Origin of the sequence: Ningiella ruwaisensis (assembly GCF_004798935.1) — a bacterium.
In the GTDB taxonomy this organism is placed as follows: domain Bacteria; phylum Pseudomonadota; class Gammaproteobacteria; order Enterobacterales; family Alteromonadaceae; genus Glaciecola; species Glaciecola ruwaisensis.
The window spans coordinates 311569-334731 of the sequence record NZ_RAHT01000004.1 but is presented as its reverse complement, the minus strand read 5'-3'; the positions used below and the strand labels follow the sequence as shown (position 1 = coordinate 334731).

The 23163-nt window shown below is 43.1% G+C and carries 24 protein-coding genes and 1 pseudogene; 8 read left to right on the top strand and 17 right to left on the bottom strand.

Going from position 1 to position 23163, the window contains the following annotated elements; translation table 11 throughout:
- Positions 1 to 34: 34 nt before the first annotated feature.
- Complete coding sequence (gene panC / locus D6V41_RS10540) at positions 35 to 886, top strand: pantoate--beta-alanine ligase (RefSeq protein ID WP_136251465.1); 852 nt, start codon at positions 35 to 37, stop codon at positions 884 to 886.
- Between the two features lie 35 nt (positions 887 to 921).
- Here panC and D6V41_RS10535 read toward each other — a convergent pair whose 3' ends face one another.
- From D6V41_RS10535 to D6V41_RS10480, 12 genes and pseudogenes are all read right to left on the bottom strand, one after another.
- Complete coding sequence (locus tag D6V41_RS10535) at positions 922 to 2064, bottom strand: hypothetical protein (protein WP_136251464.1); 1143 nt, start codon at positions 2062 to 2064, stop codon at positions 922 to 924.
- Between the two features lie 109 nt (positions 2065 to 2173).
- Positions 2174 to 3163 (bottom strand): porphobilinogen synthase, encoded by a 990-nt coding sequence (hemB, locus tag D6V41_RS10530; protein WP_241664515.1) that lies wholly within the window; start codon positions 3161 to 3163, stop codon positions 2174 to 2176.
- Positions 3164 to 3230: 67 nt separating this feature from the next.
- Entirely contained in the window at positions 3231 to 5150 is a 1920-nt protein-coding gene (locus tag D6V41_RS10525) for a sensor domain-containing diguanylate cyclase (RefSeq protein WP_136251462.1), read from the bottom strand.
- Positions 5151 to 5152: 2 nt separating this feature from the next.
- Entirely contained in the window at positions 5153 to 7036 is a 1884-nt protein-coding gene (locus D6V41_RS10520) for a sensor domain-containing diguanylate cyclase (protein ID WP_136251461.1), read from the bottom strand.
- Positions 7037 to 7047: 11 nt separating this feature from the next.
- Positions 7048 to 7845 carry a TatD family hydrolase gene (locus tag D6V41_RS10515; protein ID WP_136251460.1) on the bottom strand — a complete coding sequence of 266 codons (798 nt, stop codon included), beginning with the start codon at positions 7843 to 7845 and terminating at the stop codon, positions 7048 to 7050.
- A complete protein-coding gene (locus D6V41_RS10510; protein ID WP_136251459.1) occupies positions 7846 to 8403 on the bottom strand; it encodes a hypothetical protein in 558 nt (185 codons plus the stop codon).
- Positions 8396 to 9157 (bottom strand): twin-arginine translocase subunit TatC, encoded by a 762-nt coding sequence (gene tatC, locus D6V41_RS10505; RefSeq protein WP_136251458.1) that lies wholly within the window; start codon positions 9155 to 9157, stop codon positions 8396 to 8398. Before tatC ends, D6V41_RS10510 begins: the two co-directional genes overlap by 8 nt.
- Positions 9158 to 9237: 80 nt before the next feature.
- Positions 9238 to 9534 (bottom strand): annotated as a pseudogene (gene tatB, locus D6V41_RS10500) (Sec-independent protein translocase protein TatB); the annotation flags it as partial.
- A 5-nt stretch (positions 9535 to 9539) separates the two neighbouring features.
- Positions 9540 to 9815 carry a Sec-independent protein translocase subunit TatA gene (gene tatA, locus D6V41_RS10495; protein WP_136251456.1) on the bottom strand — a complete coding sequence of 92 codons (276 nt, stop codon included), beginning with the start codon at positions 9813 to 9815 and terminating at the stop codon, positions 9540 to 9542.
- A 206-nt stretch (positions 9816 to 10021) separates the two neighbouring features.
- On the bottom strand, positions 10022 to 10597 hold the full coding sequence (locus D6V41_RS10490) for a glutathione S-transferase family protein (protein ID WP_136251455.1): 576 nt from the start codon (positions 10595 to 10597) through the stop codon (positions 10022 to 10024).
- 52 nt (positions 10598 to 10649) lie between these two features.
- Positions 10650 to 10994, bottom strand: coding sequence for an iron-sulfur cluster insertion protein ErpA (erpA, locus tag D6V41_RS10485; RefSeq protein WP_136251454.1), 345 nt, complete (start codon positions 10992 to 10994; stop codon positions 10650 to 10652).
- Positions 10995 to 11112: 118 nt separating this feature from the next.
- Complete coding sequence (locus D6V41_RS10480) at positions 11113 to 11835, bottom strand: DUF6776 family protein (RefSeq protein WP_136251453.1); 723 nt, start codon at positions 11833 to 11835, stop codon at positions 11113 to 11115.
- A gap of 60 nt (positions 11836 to 11895) precedes the next feature.
- Here D6V41_RS10480 and D6V41_RS10475 point away from each other — a divergent pair, with 60 nt between their 5' ends.
- Complete coding sequence (locus D6V41_RS10475) at positions 11896 to 13578, top strand: chloride channel protein (RefSeq protein WP_241664514.1); 1683 nt, start codon at positions 11896 to 11898, stop codon at positions 13576 to 13578.
- An 8-nt stretch (positions 13579 to 13586) separates the two neighbouring features.
- Complete coding sequence (locus D6V41_RS10470) at positions 13587 to 14015, top strand: CopD family protein (protein WP_136251452.1); 429 nt, start codon at positions 13587 to 13589, stop codon at positions 14013 to 14015.
- Here the strand turns inward: D6V41_RS10470 and D6V41_RS10465 are convergent.
- The gene (locus D6V41_RS10465; protein WP_136251451.1) at positions 14012 to 14650 is read right to left on the bottom strand and encodes a UPF0149 family protein; all 639 of its coding nucleotides are present in this window, start codon (positions 14648 to 14650) and stop codon (positions 14012 to 14014) included. The genes D6V41_RS10470 and D6V41_RS10465 overlap by 4 nt on opposite strands.
- Before the next feature lie 75 nt (positions 14651 to 14725).
- On the opposite strand from D6V41_RS10465, the gene D6V41_RS10460 reads away from it, so the two are divergent.
- Positions 14726 to 15994, top strand: coding sequence for an Nramp family divalent metal transporter (locus tag D6V41_RS10460; RefSeq protein WP_136251450.1), 1269 nt, complete (start codon positions 14726 to 14728; stop codon positions 15992 to 15994).
- A 10-nt stretch (positions 15995 to 16004) separates the two neighbouring features.
- Here D6V41_RS10460 and D6V41_RS10455 read toward each other — a convergent pair whose 3' ends face one another.
- A complete protein-coding gene (locus tag D6V41_RS10455) occupies positions 16005 to 17051 on the bottom strand; it encodes a murein hydrolase activator EnvC family protein (RefSeq protein ID WP_241664513.1) in 1047 nt (348 codons plus the stop codon).
- A gap of 207 nt (positions 17052 to 17258) precedes the next feature.
- A complete protein-coding gene (gene gpmI, locus D6V41_RS10450; RefSeq protein ID WP_136251449.1) occupies positions 17259 to 18791 on the bottom strand; it encodes a 2,3-bisphosphoglycerate-independent phosphoglycerate mutase in 1533 nt (510 codons plus the stop codon).
- 358 nt (positions 18792 to 19149) lie between these two features.
- Between gpmI and D6V41_RS10445 the strand changes: the two genes are divergently transcribed.
- The 4 genes from D6V41_RS10445 to gpsA all read left to right on the top strand — a co-directional run bounded on the left by D6V41_RS10445 (position 19150) and on the right by gpsA (position 21491).
- Positions 19150 to 19578, top strand: a complete 429-nt coding sequence (locus D6V41_RS10445; RefSeq protein WP_136251448.1) for a rhodanese-like domain-containing protein — start codon at positions 19150 to 19152, stop codon at positions 19576 to 19578.
- Between the two features lie 48 nt (positions 19579 to 19626).
- Positions 19627 to 19884 (top strand): glutaredoxin 3, encoded by a 258-nt coding sequence (gene grxC / locus D6V41_RS10440; RefSeq protein WP_136251447.1) that lies wholly within the window; start codon positions 19627 to 19629, stop codon positions 19882 to 19884.
- 76 nt (positions 19885 to 19960) lie between these two features.
- Complete coding sequence (secB, locus tag D6V41_RS10435; RefSeq protein WP_136251446.1) at positions 19961 to 20470, top strand: protein-export chaperone SecB; 510 nt, start codon at positions 19961 to 19963, stop codon at positions 20468 to 20470.
- A 16-nt stretch (positions 20471 to 20486) separates the two neighbouring features.
- Entirely contained in the window at positions 20487 to 21491 is a 1005-nt protein-coding gene (gene gpsA, locus D6V41_RS10430) for an NAD(P)H-dependent glycerol-3-phosphate dehydrogenase (protein ID WP_136251445.1), read from the top strand.
- A gap of 21 nt (positions 21492 to 21512) precedes the next feature.
- Here the strand turns inward: gpsA and trmL are convergent, their stop codons facing one another.
- The gene (gene trmL / locus D6V41_RS10425) at positions 21513 to 21977 is read right to left on the bottom strand and encodes a tRNA (uridine(34)/cytosine(34)/5-carboxymethylaminomethyluridine(34)-2'-O)-methyltransferase TrmL (protein WP_136251444.1); all 465 of its coding nucleotides are present in this window, start codon (positions 21975 to 21977) and stop codon (positions 21513 to 21515) included.
- On the bottom strand, positions 21971 to 23014 hold the full coding sequence (locus D6V41_RS10420) for an alpha/beta fold hydrolase (RefSeq protein ID WP_136251443.1): 1044 nt from the start codon (positions 23012 to 23014) through the stop codon (positions 21971 to 21973). Before D6V41_RS10420 ends, trmL begins: the two co-directional genes overlap by 7 nt.
- Between the last annotated feature and the right edge of the window lie 149 nt (positions 23015 to 23163).

The window sequence follows — 23163 nt, the reverse complement described above, 5'->3', positions numbered from 1 at the left end:
TCCACGCTTAAATAAGAGCGTTTCATGAAAGCTTATGCAAATAATCACCGATATTACACAACTTCGCGAGTTAAGACGAACCTGGCAAAGCGCTAAAGAAGCAATTGCGTTTGTACCCACAATGGGCAATCTGCATCAAGGTCATTTAGCGCTTGTTGCTGAAGCTAAAAAGCACGCAAGCAAAGTGGTTGTGTCTATTTTTGTTAATCCCTTGCAGTTTGGTCCCGACGAAGATCTCGACGCGTATCCCCGGACGATTGAGCAAGATAAATCCTCGCTTGAACGTTTAGGCGTGGATATACTTTTCATGCCTAGCGTTAGCGATATCTATCCGCGAGGTCTAGAGCAGCAAACCTTTGTTGAAGTACCTGGCTTGTCCTATATGATTTGTGGTGCAAGTCGTCCCGGCCATTTTCGCGGCGTGGCAACAATTGTGTGCAAGTTGTTTAATATGGTGCAGCCAAATATGGCGTTTTTTGGCGAGAAAGACTTTCAGCAATTACAAGTTATCAAAGCCATGGTGACAGACTTATCGATGAACTTGAGCATTCATGGCGTTGCCACGATGCGCGAGTCGGACGGTTTGGCAATGAGCTCCAGAAACAACTATTTAAGCCAGGAACAAAGAAAAATCGCGCCTCGCCTGTATGAGGTAATAAGCGATATGGCAAGCGCAATAGAAAAAGGGCGCCGCGATTTTTCAGTACTGATAGTGGGTGCAAGACAGCAATTAGTCGAGGCTGGCTTGAAACCAGACTATATTGAAGTTAGAGCCGCTGAAAGCTTGCTTCAAGTCGGCCATGAGGATAAGCACCTTGTTATCCTTGCCGCTGCGTTTTTGGGCAAAACGCGACTGATTGACAATATTCAGGTAAAACTGAACTAGGCGAGAAAATTCTCACCTAGTTCCGTGAAATAAACTTAAAGACACCTTTCTGGGAAATGGTAAACCGTTCTTGAACAACTTCTCCCGTTATGGTCAGTGGCGCAGGTTTGTACGCTGACAGAACGTACGCAAAACTGCGGCCCAGTTGGAGAGTCTCGTCGCATTGTAAGCTCATTAGATGACTCCAGTCCAGCACCTACAAAGCTTCCCCACGCTGGTTCCTCTGCCAATTCCGTCATTAAATCTCGATAACATGAAAATTCATCGGTTGTGGTATTATTTGATTGGTCGATTACGCCGTTTGGAAAAGCGTTATGAAAATCCAATCCATCGATTCTTGAAAAGTGCCTGTCGATTATCGGGTTTACTATAATAGATCCGGACCCCGGCCCAAAAATATTTCCCTTAAATTCTAAATCAAAAACCAAACGATTTCGATTATCGCCAACGATTGCAGCAACAGGTTTTTCTTTTGTATCCCATTGGATACTAAAGCCCACCGAGTTCTGACCTAACTGCACACCCAAACCTGAAATGTCTACATCTTCATGAGCGTCGTAGGGATTGGTTCCCTGCAGTTGGGAGACAACTTCACGAGCTACAAAATCAAGCACTGCTCTTTGATCTTGTGGATTGCCCATAAACTCCTGAACAATACTACACGATGCCGAGCCTGAAGATGAGTTATTCATAAATGCATTAGAATGTTCTGTAAACGTATTGTGGCTCGAACTTCCTAAAAAGTTTTGCGGTGCTGTAAGTTGTAACAAGCCATTATTTGTTGCAGCAACTACATCATCAAAAAAGGTAAAAAACGCACTCGCTGTTTCACGCTCCTGAGTAGACATTGTGCGTGCTTGTGCATCAACCTGAATCATATATTGCTGCGGATAACTCGCTCTGACAACGTATTTCCATGCGAGTTTTTGCTGAGGATTTAATATAACCACTGTTTTGGAGGTTGGGTTACAAAACATAGGCGTTTCACCAATGATTGCCGGACCTCCTCCTAAGTCTGTAAATTCGCATTCTGGCTGAATAAATTTTGTTGCAGCTCGGGCTTTCGCTTCTGCCTGACCACAATCATGACAAACATAAGCGTCAATCATCTGTGCATTAGACAATGCAGAGGCAAATATGAAACCAGTAGCAGTTAATCGTTTAATAAATTTAAGCATATCTAAATTCCTTTTTTTACTTCAACGAAGTTTTATGTTACCCCCCCCCCTCGTCGCCATGTCAACCAGTCATTGCAAACCAATCATTCAAAGTTTTTTATTATGAAATTCAGTTATTTAATATCTCAGCCGCCTGCTTGGCAAAGTAGCTCAAAATACCATCTGCACCTGCTCTTTTGAAGCACAGCAATGATTCGAGAATGACCGCTTCTCTTTTTAAGTAGCCTTTTTCAAAGGCAGCCTGATGCATGGCATATTCGCCACTCACCTGATAGGCAAAAGTGGGCACTTTAAGTTCTGACTTACAGCGCTGCACAATGTCTAAATAAGGCATGCCGGGTTTCACCATTACCATATCGGCCCCTTCTTCTAAATCAAGCTCAATTTCATGTAGTGCTTCGTCAGAATTCGCCGGATCCATTTGGTAAGTTTTTTTATCGCCGCCTTTGATGTTAGCGGCCGAGCCGACTGCGTCTCTAAATGGACCATAATAGTTAGAGGCATATTTTGCGGCATAGGCCATGATGCAGGTGTTTTCCCAGCCTTCGGTCTCAAGCGCCATTCGAATCGCTCCAATCCTGCCGTCCATCATATCTGATGGTGCAACGATGTCAGCTCCTGCCTCGGCATGTGACAAGGCTTGCCTGATTAACACTTCTGTGGTTTGGTCATTTAATACATAGCCTGCTTCATCAATAATGCCGTCTTGCCCGTGAATGGTAAAAGGGTCAAGTGCAACATCGCTTATCACCGCAATTTCGTCGCCAAATTTGTCCTTGAGTGCCTTAATCGCCTGCTGTGCAATCCCATTAGGATTGAAGGCCTCAGATGCGCTTAAATTCTTTTTGTCTTGCGGCGTTACCGGGAACAATGCGAAGGTTTTTACGCCAAGAGCGACACACTCACTCACTTCTTTAATCAGTAAGTCAATACTTAAACGCTCAATGAGTGGCATGGAGTGTATCGCCTCACGCTCACTTTTACCTGGCAACACAAAAACGGGATAAATAAGATCACTTGTACCTAGCGAATGCTCACTTACTAAGGAGCGCAGCGTAGCTGTGCGACGAAGACGACGTAAACGGGTGTGAGGAAACATAGCGATCCTTCCTGGTTTTTTCATGAATTTTGTAAATTCTGACTAATTTTTTTAAAAAAGCAGCAGTTTAGTTTGCAGAAACGACTTGATTGCGTCCGTTTTGTTTAGCGGCATACAACAGCGTGTCCGCTTTTGCGAGCATGTCTTTGTAGTCTTTTGGACGCGCCAAAATGCTGCAGGTGATACCAATACTCACGGTGCACGTAATCACCTGTTCGTTATGAACAATCTCAGTTTCACTAAGCTTAAGTCTAACATCTTCCATTAGTTTGGTCATAGACTCTAAAGACAAATTCTGCCCAACAACAATAAATTCCTCGCCTCCAAAACGACAAGCAAATAAAGCATGTTTTTCACAGAAATGATGCAGCATATTCGCAAATGTCTTAAGCACGGCATCGCCTGCCTGATGACCATGTTTGTCATTTATTACTTTAAAATGGTCGAGATCTAAAACTGCGATCGCTAATGGACGTTGATTGTCGACGGAATATTCACTTGCACATGCAATGTGCTCACTAAAAAGGTATCGATTAGGCAAACCGGTTAATCCATCCACATTGCGCATGTGCTTGAGTTCTTGGCTTGCTTTCGACAAATGCTGCAATGCAGACTCCAATTGTGCAGTTTGCTCCTGAACCTCTCGTTCCAGCTTATCTTGCGCATGACGCTGTGTTTCAATCAAGCTATCTTTCGCCTTTAGCATCTCCCGCTCTTTAACTAAGGCAAGCTCCCTATCTCGTCTTGTCAGCCGTTGATTAATACGATACATATTAATCAGCGCCAAACCAATTAAAAGCGTCTCCAGATTAAAGCCTGCAATAATCAAATAAGTCGGTGCTATATCCAGGCTAATAAAATTAAACCTTTCCAAAATAGAAATTAATGCAGAGCCAAACACAATCAGCCAGACGACAGAGAAGAAAACGCTTCGTTGTCTATGTTGACTTGCGCAGTTCAGGCAAATAAAAAACGTCAGGCCAGTAAAACATGCCAAACTTATTATGCTAAGACTACTTAACCAGGCCTGATAGTAAAAAATACCCAGAAAAATTAATGCAACATAATATTTTATTTGCCATCGAATCAAACGTGAACCTACATCGGAACGCTTTTTGAAACCCAGAACCTCCTGAGTAAAGAGCAATAGAAACAGCATCATAATATTGATTGAAAGGGTGCTAGCCGTTTGTTGCAAGTAAGGTATGTCTGGCCAGAGATAATGATAAGCAAAGCCAGTAGCGGCCGCTATATGAAGCGCAAACGCTAATAAGTAACCAGCATAAAAGGCATATTCTTTGTTATTCGATGTTGCAAACATCAAAAGCGCGTAACAAAAAAGTGCGAGTATGTAACCAAACACCAATCCGTAAAAAATGTTTTCATCACTTGAATATTTTAAATACTCAGCAGAATTCCAGATTTGCGCATTCAGGTTTAATAACACAGAGGTTTGTGCCCGGATATAGATGTCGGCGTCTTGATTGTGCTGAGGGAGTTCAAGCATAAAGTTTGAGGCAGCAATCGGGCGCTTTTCAAATAGCTGCTTGTCACCTAAGATGTAATGCTCAAATACACCATTTTGTTTGTCGACAAAGTATATCTCCAGGCTATCGATTAACACATCTTCAAAAAGCAAAAGTTGCTGCTCTAGGTTGGATCCGCGTTTTAAGGGCAAGCGCAGCCAATGTACTTTCGTTGTTGCACCAAAGTTAAATTCGTTAACCGCTTGCCAGTGCGTTGCCTCTAAACTCAGTACATCGTGAATATCGTATTCGCCAGATTCATCTATAAAAAGTTCAACTTGTGTTAAGGTTTGGCCGATGTGTTTTTCTTCACTAAGACTGAGAGTGACATAGACCAGTAACAAAAACGATGCTAAAACAAAAAAGTAATTCAAGCTTTGGCCGAAAAAGGAAAGATTTACACCTTGATTTTGCTGCTCATGCGCAGGACTATCAGCTTCGAAATCAGTTATAAATGCCATCGCTATAAGGCCTGCGCAATAACTTTATTACGGCCTGACTCTTTCGCTTCATATAGAAGTCTATCGGCCTTATCTAGCAAGGCTTCCTGCTCTTTATCTCCAGCGATTTCTTTTGCGCTAAGACCAATGCTTACCGTCATTTTTATAGACTGATTTTCAAACTCTGCCGGAGATTGCTCGAGAGCTTTGCGGACCTTCTCCATTAATGTCTGCGCCCCTTCTAAATCCGTTGCAGGCAGGATTGCGACAAACTCTTCACCTCCATAACGGCAAATAACGTCTGAGGGACGTTTGATATGGTTTTGCAAAATACTTGCGAAATGTTTGAGGCAAGCATCGCCTGCAATGTGACCAAAGTTATCGTTAATTTTTTTAAAGTGATCAATATCAAGCATGGCTAATGCAAGGGGTCGCTTTTCTCGTCTCGAGCGCCTGGATTCTGCTAATAGTCGCTTGTCAAAGTAGCGTCTGTTCATTAACCCAGTGAGCGGGTCAATGGCGCTGAGTCGCTCTAGTTCTCTGTTCGCTTCTGAAAGCTCACGAAGCGCAATTTCCAGTTCTAGGGTTCGCTCCTCAACACTATATTCCAATGCCTCTTTTGTTTGCATTTGTAGCTGTAACAGTTCATCTTTTGCAGCCATCGCTTTTCGTTCATTTTCTACTGCTAAGGCTCGGGCAGTTTCTGCTTGCTTGTACTGACTTGAAAAACTAATCGCCAAGGCCAGGGCAAGCAAAAGCGTTTCTGCAATTGCGCCTACCATCAGTAAATAACTGGCATCAATAGGTAATTCGTATAATCCAAGGTTTTCGAGCGTCAGAGCAATGCCTGAAATCAAAAGTGCTGCCCAGGCACCTGAAAAATAGCGAGCAATTAAATTGCCTTTGAAGGCTAAATTGAGACTTGCTATCAAAATCACAGGCGTAGTCACCGCAATCATGATAAGAATACTTTTGAGCAGTATGGAATAGGGTAAGAAAAAGCTCAAAATGGCAAGAATAATAAAGATATACTTCACTGCATTGAGTATTTTATTGGCGCGTTTGCTTGTATTTTTTAGGTCCAGCACTTGTGCTGAAAAAATGATGATCAGGATTAAAGTGAAACATGCGAAAAGCGTAATGGCACGCTCCTGAAACCAAATGTTATTCGACCACAAATAGCGAAAACCTATGCCGTGTAAGGTGGCAGTTACCATTGCCAAACTAGTGACATAACCAGTGTAGACAGCAAAGGTTAAGTTGCGAGTAGTAGCGTAGATAAACAGATTGCTTAACGCCATTGCAATCATGTATCCAAAAAACAAGCCCATAAAGAGCTTATGCGAACCACTGTACTCAATAAAATCACCTTTTTCCCAAAGTCTGGCGGGCACCTTAATAGGCCCCTCGCTTTCTACGCGCAAGAGGATCAGGAGTTGATTGGTAGTGGTAATGATCGGGAACAGAAACTGCTCATGCTGTATCGGTCTATAAACGAAAGCTTTTTTATCGCCGGCGGTATATGTCGCAATCTCTTCTATGATTCGTCCATTTTCATCAAGCGCATACACCCAAATATCAAGCTGATCCAACAAGCCATAGTTAAGTTCAAAAATATACTGTTCTTTTTCAGCGACCTGCCCAGGGGAAATACGCACCCAGTGAGGGGCATCCGATAGACCCAAATTGTCTTTCACCAAAGGACTGAAGCGGCTTTCATGGATATTTATGATTGACAGAGGCTCAAGCTCTTCACTGACGACAAAACTTGATTCAAGGGAAATGCTTTTTTCTTCTATTGTCGAGGTCAAAGAAACCGTAAGCGCAAGCAATGCAAACACAAACAACGAGACTAAAGCAACGATCCAGTAGCTTCTGTCAGTCGGTATGACCTGATTGCCTTGCATTGACTTCCTCTTTATTTAAATAGAGAACACGCATTCTCATAAGCAGCTAGCGCAACTTCACCCACGCTAATGCCTTTAAGTTCAGCTACTTTTTGCGCAATAGCTGATAAATATTTTGGCGCATTATCTCTTTGCCGTGGCCTGAGCGTCTTCGGAAAAAGATAAGGGGCATCTGTTTCAAGCAGTATTCGTTCTAGCGGGAGCACTTTTACAGCGTCTTGAAGGGTCTGACCTCGTTTGTCGTCGCAAACCCAGCCAGTTATACCGATATAACAATCAAGCGCCAAATAGGCTTTTAATTGTTCAACTGTACCTGTAAAACAATGAGCTACCTTAAACGGCAAGCTACTACTGACATGCTTTAACATACCATGTTGCTTTTCAAACGCTTCCCGCTCATGCAAGTAGACGCCTTTGTTAAGACTTTTTGCTAACTGCAACTGCACGTCAAAAGCCTTGAGTTGCGCCTGTGGACTGGAATAATTGCGATTAAAATCAAGCCCGCATTCGCCTACAGCACTTATCGTATTATCGGCTAAAATCTGCTCAAGTTTAGCCCAAGTGACTGGATCGGCTTGTTCTGCATAGTGAGGATGAACACCCGCCGTTTGATGGAGGAAAATAGGGGATGCTTGCGTTGATTGCTCGGTATTGATTTTACGACACAAGTCTCGAGCGGCGAAAGACTCTTCAATATCACTCGAGATAACGAGGATATCACTGACGCCGGCCAATTTACTCTCGTCTAAAACTTGAAGAATATCGAAACGCGGGTCAAGTAAGTTGACACCGGTATCAAACCACCTCACTTACTTTACACGCTCGACAAGCACTCTGCGATTAGAGCCGGAGCGCTTCAAATAATGAGAAGTTAGCGCACCCTTTTCAATGATAATCGTGTCATCTTCCCTAAAAGGTGCGCGACTGGTTTGCTTTTCACGCCATGCTTGTCCGTTGGCAAGATAAAACGTACGAACATCGCGAAGGTTTTTCGATATGTCAACGATTGAACTTTGAATACTTTCCAGGGTGTCTTTTTCTTCAAAATCTTTTTTTAAGTCTTCGGCACCAAATTGTTCAATCATCGCTTCCTGGCTTTGGGCCGCTGTTATGCTCTCACTAAGACCATTGTTATTTAAAGGGGCGTCTGTGATGCTCGTGTTGATGCTTTGTCCATTTACTGTTGCTCTAAAGACTTTGTCGTAACAGGCTAAACGCGCTTTATCTTCCTCTATCTGAATACAAGCCTCAACGCGGCTCGTCATTGAAGATTCATGCTCATTTGCAAAAGCAGGGACTGCAAGGCAGCAGATAAAAAAACTTTTAAGCGATATCACCAGACAGCTTGCATTAAAGCGCTTATTCATGACTTTCCTCCGTTTGAGACTCTGCTTCCTCTCCCTGCTCGCGTTTTTTAGTATACAAACCGCCAACTAGTACACCTATTTCAAAAAGCAACCACATGGGTAAGGCAAGAAGCGTTTGGGAAATAACGTCAGGCGGTGTCATTAACATACCCACCACAAACACACCCACAATCACATAGGGGCGCTTTTTTCTTAAACTTGCAGGTGTGGTTACGCCTGTCCAGCACATCAAAATAATGGCGACAGGTATTTCAAAGGCAACGCCAAAGGCAAAAAACAGTTTTAATACAAAATTTAGATAGCTGGATATATCGGTACTGATTAGCACTCCGTCCGGTGCAACACTGTTGAAGAACATAAATGCAAGCGGAAAAACAACATAATAAGCAAACGCCATTCCCGCATAAAATAATAGCGTGCTGCTTATAAGCAAAGGCGCAATAAGCTTTTTCTCGTTGCGATATAACCCTGGAGCAACAAAACCCCACACCTGATAGAGTACAACGGGGATCGCGATAAAAAAGGAGAGAACAAGCGTTAGCTTAAAGGGAGCCAAAAACGGTGATGCCACATCGGTAGCTATCATACTAGCCCCTACTGGCATGGCGGCAACCAAAGGTTCGGCTATGTAGGCATAAATATCTTGCGCAAAATAAAACAAGCATAAAAAAACAATAAATACTGCCAGCAATGCTCTCAGTATTCTGGTGCGTAGTTCAATTAAATGCGAAATAAAACTGCTGGGTTCACTCATTTCTTATCGTCTTCATCAGCGACTTTTGGACTTGCATCAGGCGCGTTGTCTTTCGCTTGTTCACCCGTTCTCGTTTTGTTTTCCGACTTATAAGGACGCTGAACGGATTCCGCTGCGCGCTTTAGCTCATCAACGCTTTTTTTAATATCACCGCCAATATTATCCATACCAAGCTTTTCAGCTTTCTTGAGATTTTCATGCAGTTCGTGGGTTTTTAGCTGCTCGGAAACTTCTTGCTTAAAACCATTGGCAACGCTTTTGATACTTTTTATGGTATCCGCAGTTGAGCGAATAAACGAAGGTAAACGCTCCGGGCCAATCACCAATAAGGCAATAACACCAATGACCAAGATTTCCCAAAAGCCAATATCAAACATAGGTACTAGTCTTTAGTCGTCGCTTTTTCAGTGCTTTTTGTGTCTTTTTCGGCAGTTGTCTGATTAGTAGGCGATGTTTTTTTGTCTTCGACGGCTTGAAAATCAGCATCTTGTGAAGCGCTCTCTTCTGACTTCTTGTCGTCATCTTCACTTATGGCTTTTTTAAAGCCTTTAAACGCCGATCCTAAATCCGTTCCAACATTTCTCAACTTTTTTGTTCCGAACAGAAGTACCACAATTAAAAGAACAATTAATATTTGCCAAACGCTTATGCCACCCATAGCGACTCCCTTAAAACTGCACAATGTTGATAGGTGTTTCCAATCATTAGCTAAGTAATTGACACTAATGAACAAAAACACCTAATTATTTCAAAGACTCTTATAGGATTATTAAGTTTGAGTCTACACCATCGCAAAAATATTTTGCCTTCGACAAGTATATCATTGCTTGTACAAAGGCATTAAAAAAATTTCAGGGATTTTGCTTAGTCTTTTCTTGGATCGGTCTGTTGCACGCTCTCAATACTCAAACAGCGCTGATGGAAGTCCATTAAATTTGGATAGGAAGACAGCTCAAACAACTCTCTGAACGCAAGCCAGTCAATGAGTGCAAACAAACTCATACACAAGAAATGCCACTCTTTGAAAGCTTGAGTATTCACCATATGCTCAAGATGCTCAAACACCGCTTCAATGCGCTCGCGCTGTAGTTTAAAATAAAGCGCGTCAGCCTCGGTATCAATTCCTGAACGTTTCAGTAAAAACATCTGCACAAAAGAATCACCTGCTGCATCCACCTCAGTAAGCAAGTTTTCTTGCTCAACATTGATGGATTCTACTAAGCCCTTATCGGCTAAATAATTAAAGATGACCCGCGAATCCAATACGATTTGCGTATTGTCATCCAGCATAGGGATTTTTAAGGTAGGATTATGCTTTTTAAGCATTGCTCTATCTTTTGGTGCGTAAATATCTACCACCACAAACTCATGCTCAATTTCAGCCATTAACAGCCGTAGTCGTCGCACATATGGACTAGGTTTCGATCCGTACAATTTCATAATTGTTCCTTAAATGTAAAACCCGCTTGTTGAGCTTGCAGTGTATGGAATACTAAATACTGAAGGACGCACCACACCCACAAGTTGTTGTCGCATTTGGATTGTTTACCAAAAAGCGCGATCCTTCCAAACCCTCAGTGTAGTCTACAATGCCACCCACAAGATATTGCAGGCTCATAGGATCAACCACTAGCGTAACGCTTTCTTTTTCAATCGTCATATCACCTTCGTTTACTTTTTCATCAAAAGTGAAGCCATATTGAAAGCCGGAACAACCGCCGCCAGTAACATAAACGCGTAATTTAAGGTTTGGGTTCTCTTCCTCTGCTATCAAAGTTTTGACTTTCTTCGCCGCCGCATCAGAAAATTCAATCGGCATAGCCGTTTCTACAGACATCTATTGCTCTCCGAGATACTTTGCATATTTAACAAAACAGCATTGCACCCTTTATCGATTATCTTATCTTTCATAAGAGTGCGGGATTATCTAATACCTGACTAGTTTAATCAAGTATTCACTCTGTGGTGCTCTCTTCAGTACTGAGGGCTTCATTCCAGGTAATACTTGTATTGTAGTCACCCTGCTTGCGTTTATATTTATAGACACTTGCTCGAATTTCAAAGCGTTCAACGATAAAATTTTCAGGGATAGTAAACGATCGGGAAATGACCTGAAAATATTTAAAACCAAACTTTAATGGTTCATCACCTCCAGACATCAGAGTGGAGAAGTCATATTGCTGCGAATTACCGTTTAATGCACCATGAACCCAAATTTCAAGCTCTCCGCTCACACTCGCTTTTATATTTTCGTGCTGAAGCAACACCATACTTAGCGAAAAAGTATTGTTCACGGGCGTAGGACTGACTTCAAGGCGCTCGACAACAAACCCGTCCTGCGTTAGTTCTGGTGCCATAACACGCTGATAAAAGCCTAACTGCTCTTTCAACTGTGAAATTTGCTGCTTTGCTTCCATGAGAGTTTTTTGATGCTGCTGGTTAGCCAAATTTGCAACATCCAGCGCTATTTTATTGCTGTTAATTTGTGAAAGTAGTTGCTGATTCTCTTCAGTAAGCGTTTTAACGTTTTGCTGTAGTATCTGTAAATTATTGCTCTGCTGCTGTCCCTGCCAAGACGCTGTGACATATCCCAAATAAAAAATAAGACCAATAATGAGCAGAATCACCCCATAAAATCTGACAAAGCCTAAACGCCTTTTATCAATTCCAAAAATCAAAAACCTCTCCTTTATCAAGGGATTATGATATGCTTGTCCCTTCATTAAAAGGTGATAAGCATGTCGTCACGTTCACAAATGTTGCAGTCGCTTCGCGCGGCGCTCTCGCACCCGAGCACATCTGTTCAACTCTGCCTGGTTGGGCTTGCAGGCGGATTAATAGCTGCGTTTGTGATCATTATATTTCGTTTAATCTTGTCATTATTGCACGTGTCTTTGCTTGACGGAATCGGCAATTACGCGCATTTAGATGATGTTCATCGTCTCGCATTGCCTATTATTGCTGTCATCCTAATTATTATCGTGGCGAAATTTACCGGATTCAAACACTATCGAATGGGAATTCCTTTCGTTATTCACCGTGTAAAACAGTTTTACGGCCACATACCTCTTCGCACAACAATCAATCAGTTTTTTGGCGGCATATTAGCCTTAGCAAGCGGCTTTGTAGTAGGTAAAGAGGGGCCAACTGTTCATTTGGCTGCTTCTGCCAGTCATTATGTCGGTCGATTTTTACGTTTGCCTTTTAACAGTCTACGCATCCTGGCTGGTTGCGGCATTGCAGCAGGAATTTCCGCAGCATTTAATACCCCTTTCGCTGCAGTAATTTTTGTTATGGAAGTAGTGCTTAGGGAATATAAGGTCCATATTTTTATTCCCATCATGCTTGCTGCTGCATGCGGTTCGGTGCTCACCCGCGCCGTGTTCGGCGATGTAAGTGAACTGAGCTTTTTAAATTTTGAGCCGGTTGCAGTCAGTCAGCTTCCCTATCTAGTGTTGATGGGCGCAATCATCGGCATTTTCGCGTCTGCGTTCAATAAGCAGCTGATGTGGACGATGCAAATTTTCAGACCGGTTAATATGATTGGTAGACTGCTAATTGCAGCTGTTATAACCGGTACCATGGGCTACTTTATGCCGCAAAGCTTAGGCGCAGAGTTTATAAATGTGGATAAACTACTGACCAGTGATTTTGAGGTGAGCTTTCTTGTCGCTATATTTGCCGCCAAATTCTTTTTAGCGGTGGTAGCGATTGCACTTGGTGTTCCAGGTGGCATCATTGGCGCGGTGATGGTAATTGGCATGCTTTTAGGTGTGTTATTACTGCAACCGCTTAATGTAATTATTGAGCATGATATGACCACTACCTATGCTCTATTAGGTTTGGCAGGCTTTTTAGCGGCTGTATTACATGCCCCTATGGCGGCACTTTCAGCGGCAATGGAATTGGCAGCCAGTCCACAAGCTGTTTTGCCCTCGATGATTGTAATCGTGAGTGCTTATGTGACTGCAAAGCAGCTATGCAACAATAAATCTGTCTTTATTCAGCAGCTTGATTATCAAAACTTGCCCTACACTACTTCTCCTATTCGGGACATGCTGCAGCAAACCGGTGTCTTGGCAATGATGAAAACGGATATTAAACATTTCAGCATGGCGCAAGACAAAGATCTCTATGACTTTTTGCAGGCGCATCCAGATAAAACGGTCATCAATCAGGCTTCGGACAAATTATCTTCTGCCAAAATCGTTGAGCTGAATATCAGTTTAGACGACAACCAACAACCTATCACCATGCACGAAACAATTGTATTGAGCGAACAACACACCATTGCCGATGTACACGATGTGTTGCAAACTAAACGTCAGGGTGCGGTTATCGTTGTTGATCATAATCAGAGCATCATTGGCGTGATCACCTGGAATATGGTGCATAACTATTTGCTTAGGCAGCAACATTAGGAGTTGATGTGACAATACTATGGCTAAAAGCCTTCCACGTATTTTTTATGATTGCCTGGATGGCCGGTATTTTTTACTTACCACGATTATTTGTTTATCACGCTGAAACAAGAGAAAAAAGCGTAAGCGAACAATTCAAGGTGATGGAGAGACGGCTATGGTTATTTATCACCCCGTTTGCTTTACTTACTCTCGTCTTGGGTGTCGCCATCATCTACATCTACGGCCTTGACTGGCTTCGCGCAAGCGGCTGGCTTCATGCAAAACTGACCATTGTTACCTTGTTCTATATTTATCATATGTATCTTTGGCATTTGGTGAACGTCTTCGCCAAAGATGCCAACACGCACAGCCCCCGGTTTTATCGATTTCTGAATGAAGTACCTGTTCTAGCACTGCTGGCAATCGTTGTACTGGCAATCTTAAAACCGTTTTAACTGGCGTTTTGGGGTGTCTGCTCAAAAGTCTCGAATTGATTGGGCAGATGCTGTGCCAATTTGCCTGATATTGTCACGTATTGCGTCAGGGTAGCATCTAAGGTTTCAGCAATTGCCGGCAAGCTTGTTTTAAGTTTTTCAATATCATCGCCTCGCTCTTTCGCTTGGGAAATCGCTGCATTGATGTCTGCGAATGTGGAAAATACAATCAAACAGTGTTTCAAATCTTTCGCCAACTTCGGCGCCGCCTCTGGCTCGTTTTTTTGCATACGTTGCCAGGCGTGCCGCCACACCGATTCGCTTGACTGGTGAGCGAGCATCAATCCTTTGCAATATTGCTCCAGCTCAAAGGATTCATTGGCATCTTTAAATTTCGCGTAATTTGGGAGTGTCATTTTCGCGCTTTTCATTTCAGCCAATACATGCTTAAAATGCGAAAACAATACGTCAAACAATTGCTGCGCCTGCTCATTATCGCGTATCTTATTATGCGTTTTGATTACCCATGGTAGCCAAGTATCCGGTAGCGGAATTTCAGGAACGGCGCAGGCACCTGTAATCGCCCCCTCAACAAAATACTGTGTGTGAAGAAAGTGCACTTGCTCTTTATTTGCATACAATTGTGAAAGGGTCATGCCAAACAGTTGTGTTAATGTTTCAATACATGCAATCATACCTTAAGAACTCGCAAATACAATCAAGGAGTTAGCGTGCGCTCAGCAGTCAAAGGACTCATTGTAACTGCCGCTTTTATCGGCCCGGGTACTGTCACCACGGCTTCTATCGTAGGCGCTGAATTAGCGTATCAATTGGTTTGGGCTTTGGTATTTGCTCTAATTGCCACCTGCGTTTTACAGGAGATGGCATCACGTCTTGGCAGAATAACAGGTATAGGGCTTTCTGAAGCTATTCTTACACAGTCATCAAGCCGTCTCTGGCAGATTTTGGCAAGTTTTCTTATTTGTACAGCAATTGGAGTGGGCAATGCGGCATACGAAGGCGGCAATCTAACCGGGGCAGCGCTCGGACTAAGTGCCAGCTTTGGGCTAAGCATTGAAATATGGGCAATAATACTGGGGATTATCGCCGCTTCCCTGCTGCTATCAAATGCATATAAAGTAATTGAAGCCGTTCTGGTTTGCCTGGTTGGCATTATGTCGGTGGTTTTTATAAGCCTGATGTTTGTTGCCGGCATAGATACATCCGCGCTTGTCGCAGGAATAAGAATGGAATCGTGTCTGTTTTCTGATTTTGCCTTGCTATTGGCTATTATCGGCACCACGATCGTACCTTACAATCTATTTTTGCATGCAGGAATGAGTGCAAGAGATCGTCAACTGGAATTAGGTAATAGGGCGTTTCCTTTACAAAATAAAGAACAAAACAAGCAACAAAATACCGCGGAAAACACCGAGCAAAATACGCAGCAAAACATGGAAAGTAATGCAGGCCTTTTTGCGTCCATTGGAATAGGAGGCTTAGTTACTTTTGCCGTCATGTCATCAGCAGCAACGGCCTACTTTTCCACAGGATTAAGCATCGACACCAGCAATATCGCTGCCCAACTGGAGCCGCTTTTAGGCGAATATGCCAAATTATTCTTTGCGCTGGGGTTGTTTGCTGCAGGTCTAACAAGCGCAATTACCGCACCTCTGGCAGCGAGCTATGCAATTTCAGGCTTGTTTAAATGGCAAGCTCAGCTAAGCGATTGGCGCTTTAAAGCGGTGAGTATTTCAATCATAGTTACTGGAGTGATGGTATCGGTTTCTGGCATTAAACCCTTCGTACTTATTGTACTTGCGCAAGCCACTAATGCTATTTTGCTGCCTATTTCAGCTATACTTTTACTGATTGTGTGCAACAATAAACGCTTGATGGGCGCGCATCGAAATTCGGGTTTGAACAATATGCTGGGGATTTTCGTTGTGATGGTCGTATTGTGTCTTGGCGCTTATAAGCTTTTTCAACTCGTGACTTAATAGCGAAGATCTAGCTTCGTCGTAGCCATTGGCTGGGATCAAGCGCTTTTCCTTTATGTCGAATCTCAAAATATAAGCCCGGTTGCGCCTGGCCACCACTATTGCCTACCAGGCTTATGGTATCACCGGCTTCAACACTATCACCAACGCTTTTCAGTAAGGCTTGATTGCGACCGTACACACTCATATAACCCTCACCATGGTCAACAATGGTGACCAATCCAAAGCCTTTTAGCCAATCTGCATACAAGATTTTTCCGGCAGCTACTGAATTAACGGGTGTTCCGGCCGCAGAGTTAATAACTATTCCTTTCCAGCGCACCTGTCCTTGTCGACGTTTACCAAATAAACGGTTTATGCTCCCTGAAGTTGGGACCTGAAGCTGTCCTTTCAAACGAGTGAGTCCCGATAAAGCGATTTGAGCTTGCTGACTTTTTTGCGCAGCGCGCCTGGCTTCAAGCTCTGCCTGCTCAATGGCATTCAATAAGCTTTGCTCCTGGCGCTCTAACTGGGCAACACGAGCCTGGTCAGACTCGATTTCGGCATTTAGCTTTTTAAGTGAGGCATTACGCGCCTGCTGTCGCTCTCGCAAAGATTCTGCTTGTTTGCGCTGCTGCGCAATCAAAATAATTTGCTGATTTTCTTTCTCGTTTAACTCATTTTGAACTCTTTCCAAGGTTGATATCAAACGTCGAAATTGGGTAATTTGCTCCAGTCGCGCATTGTTAAGGTACTGATAGTAAGTAATTACCCGCTCAAACTTTCCGGCTTCATCTTGGTTAAAGATCATCTTGGCAAAATCATAGTTACCAGCCATAAAAGCGCTTTTGATTTGATTCGCCAAAAAGGCTTCCTGTGTGTTTATTTGCGATTGCGTCTGCTTTTTTTCCGACTCCAATTTATTAATTTCGGAACGAGTAACTTTAAGCGCATTGTCAGTTTGATTAAGTTGCGTTGCCGCTTCAGCGATTTGAAGTTCAGCAAGCTTAAGCTCTTGTTGCAACCTTTCAGAATCTTCCAGTTTTTCTTCTAATTGCGCTTTTGTCTGTTCAATCAATGACTGAATGTTTTCTAAATCAAGACGAGAGTCCTGAGCAAGAGAATGAGGAGAACAAATACAAAACAGAAAGAGTGTGACAAGGTAAAAAAAAGTGGGCCTGCACATACGCAACAAAGATATTTGTAATTCGTCAAATATGTTTAGTTTGCTAGTAAAATGTGACCCACTATTTATATGCATCTGCAACAACTATTGTCTCAATGTCTAGTTATCGAGCGTTACGATAGGTTTGCCCGTCATTTCTTCAGGTTGCTCCATTCCCATCAAATGGAGCATGGTAGGCGCAACATCACTTAACGTGCCACCTTTTTGAGCGCTTGCCTTTCTACCAACGTAAATAAATGGCACAGGTTCGGATGTATGAGCAGTGTGTTCAACGCCAGTGCTTGGGTCAACCATTTGCTCCGCATTGCCATGATCGGCAGTGATCAGACATTCACCGCCCACTTCCTGCAAGGCATCGACAATTCGACCGATACAGGCATCTACCGCTTCACAAGCTTTCACAGCCGCATCAAAATTGCCAGTGTGTCCTACCATATCGCCATTAGGAAAATTGCAAATAATCGCATCATACTTGCGAGCGCGAATGGCATCGCATAGCTTATCGGTTAATTCTTCTGAACTCATTTCAGGCTGTAAGTCGTAGGTCGAAACATCAGGCGACTTCACTAAAATTCTATCTTCACCTTCGTATTCATCTTCTTTCCCACCGCTGAAGAAAAAGGTCACGTGCGCGAATTTTTCGGTTTCAGAAATACGAAGTTGAGTCTTGCCGTTTTTTGCAAGCCATTCTCCCATAACATTCACCAAATTTTCTTGCCCAAAGGCGCAAGGTACTTTAAGCGTGGTTTCGTACTCGGTTAGCATCACAAAATGCGTATCCGGAACGCGGTTTCGCTTGAATCCTGAAAAATCTTCATCAACTAAGGCATGTGAAAGTTCACGGGCGCGGTCAGCTCTAAAATTCATAAACAAAATAGTGTCGCCATCCTGCACGCCAGGATAATCTCCTATTGTCGTTGCCTTAACAAACTCATCGCTTTGATCGCGCTCGTAAGACTCAGCGATAGCGGTGCAAGCGTCCTTGGCCTTGTATTCACCTTTCGCATCTACAATTAAGTTATATGCTTTTTCGACTCTATCCCAGCGATTATCTCTGTCCATTGCAAAATAACGACCCACAATAGACGCTATTTCCACTCCCTCAAGTTTGTCGCATAACTGCTGAGCTTGAGCGAGGTATTTTTCTGCGCTGCGCGGTGGAGTATCACGACCATCTAAAAATGCATGCAAATACACACGTTTAGCCCCTTTTTTGTGAGCAAGGGAAAGTGCAGCAAAAATATGGTCTTGGTGGGAATGCACGCCGCCATCTGACAGTAAGCCCAATACATGTATTGCTTTATCATTTGATATTGCGTGGTCCAGGCCATCACTGATTGCTTTATTTTCACCAAATTCGCCATCATTAATGGACTTTGTAATTTTGGTGAAGTCCTGATACACGACACGACCTGCACCTAAATTCACGTGCCCCACTTCCGAATTGCCCATTTGCCCCTCAGGCAAGCCTACGTCAAGACCTGAGCCTGAAATTAATGTTGAAGTATATTCGCGAGATAAACGATCCAGGTTGGGCGTTTTGGCAGCCGCAATAGCGTTATTTGTTGTATCTTCTCTATATCCCCAACCGTCTAGGATAAGCAGGGCCAATGGCTTTTTTTGCGATGTCATTTCAATCCTTTTACTTTCGTCTGAATGATATGTGAATAATTAAAGCACGCTCGAATACTACAATCTATCAGTTATACAATTTATCAGCAATAAGTCAGCAATAAGGGACCAATTCATCATCATTATTGAAAATCATCCCTTTGCTCGTCAAACACGGTGGCAGCGTGCTTTGACTTAAGGCGTGTTTTTTCACTCGGTTTTCTATATAATTCGCGTTCGTTTTTGCCAGTGCTAGATTGTTAATGCAGTTCTGCGTGTGTGAATCGACTGAATTGTTTATGTGGTTTGCGCGGTTTTGCGTACATAAACCACTATAACTATTGTTATCAATATCCGTAGTGAGCAGGAATCCGTCTTCATGGAACAGGTCTTAGAATTTGCAAAGTCCACCCCCATTTTATCCATTATATGGGTTGTATTGCTGGTGTTGGTGATTTACTCCTTTATCAGCCCACTTTTATCGAAAGTTAAACGTGTTGACAATCACGCTGCAACCTTAATGATAAATAAACAGGACGCCATTGTTCTGGATATCAGGCCTCTAAAAGACTACAAAGCCGGTCATATAGTGGGCGCCAGACAAATAAAGCCAGAAGAAGTGCGCGAAGGAAATTTTCAGAAACTTGAAAAATTTAAATCGCAACCCATTATCGTTGTTTGCGCTATGGGCAACCTTGCCAGCGGTGCAGCGAGTAAAATGAGTAAGCAAGGTTTTACAGAAGTAGCCGTTCTTAATGGCGGAATGAATGCATGGCAGTCAGCTGGTTTGCCCGTCACTAAAGCATAACGACTTGAAGTTCAATCGGCAGCAAGACAAATAAGGTTCAATCAAATTATGCAAAACGTAGTAATTTATACAAAAGACTATTGCCCCTACTGTAGCCGTGCTAAAGCACTTTTAACGCAAAAAGGTGTCTCGTTTACTGAGTTTGATTTAATGCAGCAGCCAGAATTAAAAGCTGAAATGGTCGAAAAGGCTAATGGCCGCACAACCGTGCCACAAATTTTCATAGGCGAGACTCATGTGGGCGGTTGCGATGACTTATTTGCGCTTGAAGGCTCAAAGAAACTCGATGCGCTGTTAAGTGCATAAAAATATAAATGGTAGTTCGCCAGTTTCAACCAAAAACTGGCGTTTTTTTAAACACTCAATTCAATAGGTAATACCCATGGCCGAAGATGCTAACAACTCAGCAGGAGCGCAAGCTCAACAACCGCAAGAAGCGCAGTTTAATATTCAGCGCGTTTACACCAAAGACATTTCATTTGAGTCACCTAATGCGCCGGCCATCTTTCAAAAAGAATGGAAGCCAGAAGTTAAACTTGACATAGACACACGCACGCAAGAGCTCGAGAAAAATCTTTATGAAGTGGTTTTATCGGTCACTGTGACTGCGACTCTGGGAGAGGAAACAGGCTTTTTGTGCGAAGTGCAGCAAGCCGGTATTTTTGCTGTGGGTGACATGCCTGATGCCAATAAGGCGCACTTGCTTGGTTCTTTTTGCCCGGGTACATTATTTCCATACGCGCGAGAAGCAATTTCAAACCTTGTAAATCGCGGTACCTTCCCAGCTTTAAATCTGGCTCCTGTAAACTTTGATGCAATATTTGCCGCGTATATGCAAAAACGTCGCGCGCAAGAAGGTGCTCAAGGCGAATCACCAAAGCTTGATGCTTAATTAGTTGTAACGCGTGATGACTCATAAAGCAAGTGTAAGTGTTTTTGGCGCAGGCTCTTACGGCACTGCACTTGCTTTTTGTTTAAGTCGAAACGGCCATCCTACCTATCTTTGGGGGCGAAGCGCGAAAGACATTGTTGCTATGAATGCCGTCAGAATGAATGAAAAGTATTTAGATGGTTTTCATTTCCCAGAGGCTTTGCACCCCGTTTCCGACCTCAAGCAGGCCGTTGAAGCCAGTGAGTATTTGCTGGTTGTGGTTCCAAGTCATGCGTTCGCGCCGATGTTAAAAGAGCTTGCACCGTTAATTAAACCTCACCATAAGCTTATATGGGCGTCGAAAGGCTTAGAGCCTGAAACCGGGCGACTCTTGCAGGAAGTGGTCGTTGATATCTTGGGTGAACACATTCCTAAAGCCGTTTTGTCAGGCCCCACCTTTGCAAAAGAAATGGCTGCTGGCATGCCCACCGCAATTACGCTGTCGAGTAATTGTCCTGATTTGGCAGAGAGCTTTAGTCAAATGCTACATAATCCCAAAAACTTTCGCGTGTATTTAAATGATGACCTGGTAGGCGTGCAATTGGGTGGCGCAGTTAAAAATGTAATTGCGATCGGCGCTGGCTTGGCAGACGGCTTAGGTTTTGGTGCAAATGCACGAACGGCGCTTATCACTCGTGGTTTAGCCGAAATGAAGCGCCTGGGTATGAGCTTGGGGGCGAGCGCAGAATCATTTATGGGGATGTCGGGTCTTGGCGACCTGGTATTAACTTGTACCGACAATCAATCCCGAAATCGCCGCTTTGGTCTGGCTCTGGGTCAAGGCATGAGCGTAGAAGATGCCATTGAAAGTATCGGACAAGTGGTTGAAGGATACAGAAATACTGACGAAGTGCATATTCTTGCTAAAAAACAACATGTTGAAATGCCAATTTGCGAGCAAATCTATAAGGTACTTTACGAGGGTAAAGACGCCAAAGCGGCAGCTCTGGCGCTTTTAGGGCGAGAGCAAACGACAGAATAGTGAAACCTATAATAAGACTTGCTATATTGCGCCAGTAAAGGCCAGTTGCCGCCAACTTTCGTAAACGATAACCGATACAGCGTTAGATAAATTCATACTTCGACTTCCGGGTAACATAGGAATACGTACACAAGATTCCTTTCCAATATCATCAACCAAGCATGCGGGTAAACCGCGTGTTTCTGGTCCAAACACCAGTGCGTCTCCTTGTGAGAACTGCACTTGGTGATGATATTTTTTACCGTTAGTTTCGATCGCAAACACCCGTTTGGGCTGCTGACTATCAAGGTAATCTTTAAAACTTGAATGTCGCTGCACGCGAGCAAACTCATGATAATCAAGCCCCGCCCGACGCAGCTTTTTAGCCTCCCAGTCAAAACCCAAAGGCTCAATTAAGTGCAAAGAGTACCCAGTGTTTGCGCATAAACGCACAATATTACCCGTATTCGGTGGAATTTCTGGCTGATATAAAACGATATCTAACATGACTGCTCTGTATTGAAAAAATTAAAAATAGCGCGGATAGCTTTTAAGCGATAAGCATCTTGCTCAAAGAGAATTTCGTGCTCAGAGCCTACAATCTCCAATTTTGTTGCATTTGGCATTTTATTGATTACTCGAGTCATGCTCTGATTATCCACAATTCTATCTTTACTCGCCTGAAGGATAAGCGTAGGTATCTGAATTTTATCTGCCTGCTTTTCAATTTCATCCATCGCGTTAAGCGCAGCATTGAGCCACTGAAAAGTGACACCACCTAACTGGGCTTCTTTATTCTTCGCAAACCATTGCTTAAATATCTTGTAGCGTACTTTACTTGAAGTCAGTTTATTCTCTTCAAAAGGTAGTTCCGTATATTGGCTTTGACCTAAAAAGTAGCCTGCCGGAACCTTCAATAAACGATGGATCTGAGAACCAAATAAAACAATCAATTTGGCGACTAACTTAGGTATTGGGGCGCTTATCCCAAACATTGGCGCACATAAAGCCGCCTTTGAAAAAGAAATTGCCTGACCGCTGGATGAATTGATATGTTTTAATGCTTGCTCCTGTAACAGTAAAGCACCTATTGCCGCACCCATTGAGTGCGCCAGCAAATAATTAGCTAAGTGCCCCTGCTGTGCCTGCGCTTTAGCGGGTATAAGTACATGCTTAAATAAGTCTTGAGTATCATGAAGATAAGTAGAAAAATGATCGATATAACCCATTTGTGGATCATCAATCAGGCGACTGGACTGCCCTTGGCCGACATGATCAAAGCAAAAAACTGAAAAACCATTTTGGTAGCATTCATAAATAATTTCAGCGTATTTTGACACCGCCTCAGCTCGCCCGACCAGAATGACTATCCAGGCACGGGCCTCAGGCGCTACGCACAACCTGTAATGAATAGACGGAGTGCGTTTACTGCGCGCGTGCGCCGTAGTAACTTGATAATAACCGCTTTGTGTATGTTCATCCAAAAACTTTGGCAAAACCGAACGGTACAGATCATCCAAGTTTGATTCATCGCTAATATACAAGACTGCGTTTTTCCACTGAAATTTTCTACTTAAGTTTTTCCAATTAAGGAAAGTATACTAAGTGATACTGTGTAGAGATATTGTGTAGTGATAATACGCTAAATAATATCGTACTTTTAATTGAAAAGCTCATCGCGCAACTCCGTCGA

Excerpts from the sequence above, each read along its gene's own strand:
- panC (WP_136251465.1), top strand. The coding sequence starts at position 35 with ATGCAAATAATCACCGATATTACACAACTTCGCGAGTTAAGACGAACC.
- D6V41_RS10535 (WP_136251464.1), bottom strand. The coding sequence starts at position 2,064 with ATGCTTAAATTTATTAAACGATTAACTGCTACTGGTTTCATATTTGCC.
- hemB (WP_241664515.1), bottom strand. The coding sequence starts at position 3,163 with ATGTTTCCTCACACCCGTTTACGTCGTCTTCGTCGCACAGCTACGCTG.
- D6V41_RS10525 (WP_136251462.1), bottom strand. The coding sequence starts at position 5,150 with ATGGCATTTATAACTGATTTCGAAGCTGATAGTCCTGCGCATGAGCAG.
- D6V41_RS10520 (WP_136251461.1), bottom strand. The coding sequence starts at position 7,036 with ATGCAAGGCAATCAGGTCATACCGACTGACAGAAGCTACTGGATCGTT.
- D6V41_RS10510 (WP_136251459.1), bottom strand. The coding sequence starts at position 8,403 with ATGAATAAGCGCTTTAATGCAAGCTGTCTGGTGATATCGCTTAAAAGT.
- tatC (WP_136251458.1), bottom strand. The coding sequence starts at position 9,157 with ATGAGTGAACCCAGCAGTTTTATTTCGCATTTAATTGAACTACGCACC.
- tatA (WP_136251456.1), bottom strand. The coding sequence starts at position 9,815 with ATGGGTGGCATAAGCGTTTGGCAAATATTAATTGTTCTTTTAATTGTG.
- D6V41_RS10490 (WP_136251455.1), bottom strand. The coding sequence starts at position 10,597 with ATGAAATTGTACGGATCGAAACCTAGTCCATATGTGCGACGACTACGG.
- erpA (WP_136251454.1), bottom strand. The coding sequence starts at position 10,994 with ATGTCTGTAGAAACGGCTATGCCGATTGAATTTTCTGATGCGGCGGCG.
- D6V41_RS10475 (WP_241664514.1), top strand. The coding sequence starts at position 11,896 with ATGTCGTCACGTTCACAAATGTTGCAGTCGCTTCGCGCGGCGCTCTCG.
- D6V41_RS10465 (WP_136251451.1), bottom strand. The coding sequence starts at position 14,650 with ATGACCCTTTCACAATTGTATGCAAATAAAGAGCAAGTGCACTTTCTT.
- gpmI (WP_136251449.1), bottom strand. The coding sequence starts at position 18,791 with ATGACATCGCAAAAAAAGCCATTGGCCCTGCTTATCCTAGACGGTTGG.
- D6V41_RS10445 (WP_136251448.1), top strand. The coding sequence starts at position 19,150 with ATGGAACAGGTCTTAGAATTTGCAAAGTCCACCCCCATTTTATCCATT.
- grxC (WP_136251447.1), top strand. The coding sequence starts at position 19,627 with ATGCAAAACGTAGTAATTTATACAAAAGACTATTGCCCCTACTGTAGC.
- secB (WP_136251446.1), top strand. The coding sequence starts at position 19,961 with ATGGCCGAAGATGCTAACAACTCAGCAGGAGCGCAAGCTCAACAACCG.
- gpsA (WP_136251445.1), top strand. The coding sequence starts at position 20,487 with ATGACTCATAAAGCAAGTGTAAGTGTTTTTGGCGCAGGCTCTTACGGC.
- trmL (WP_136251444.1), bottom strand. The coding sequence starts at position 21,977 with ATGTTAGATATCGTTTTATATCAGCCAGAAATTCCACCGAATACGGGT.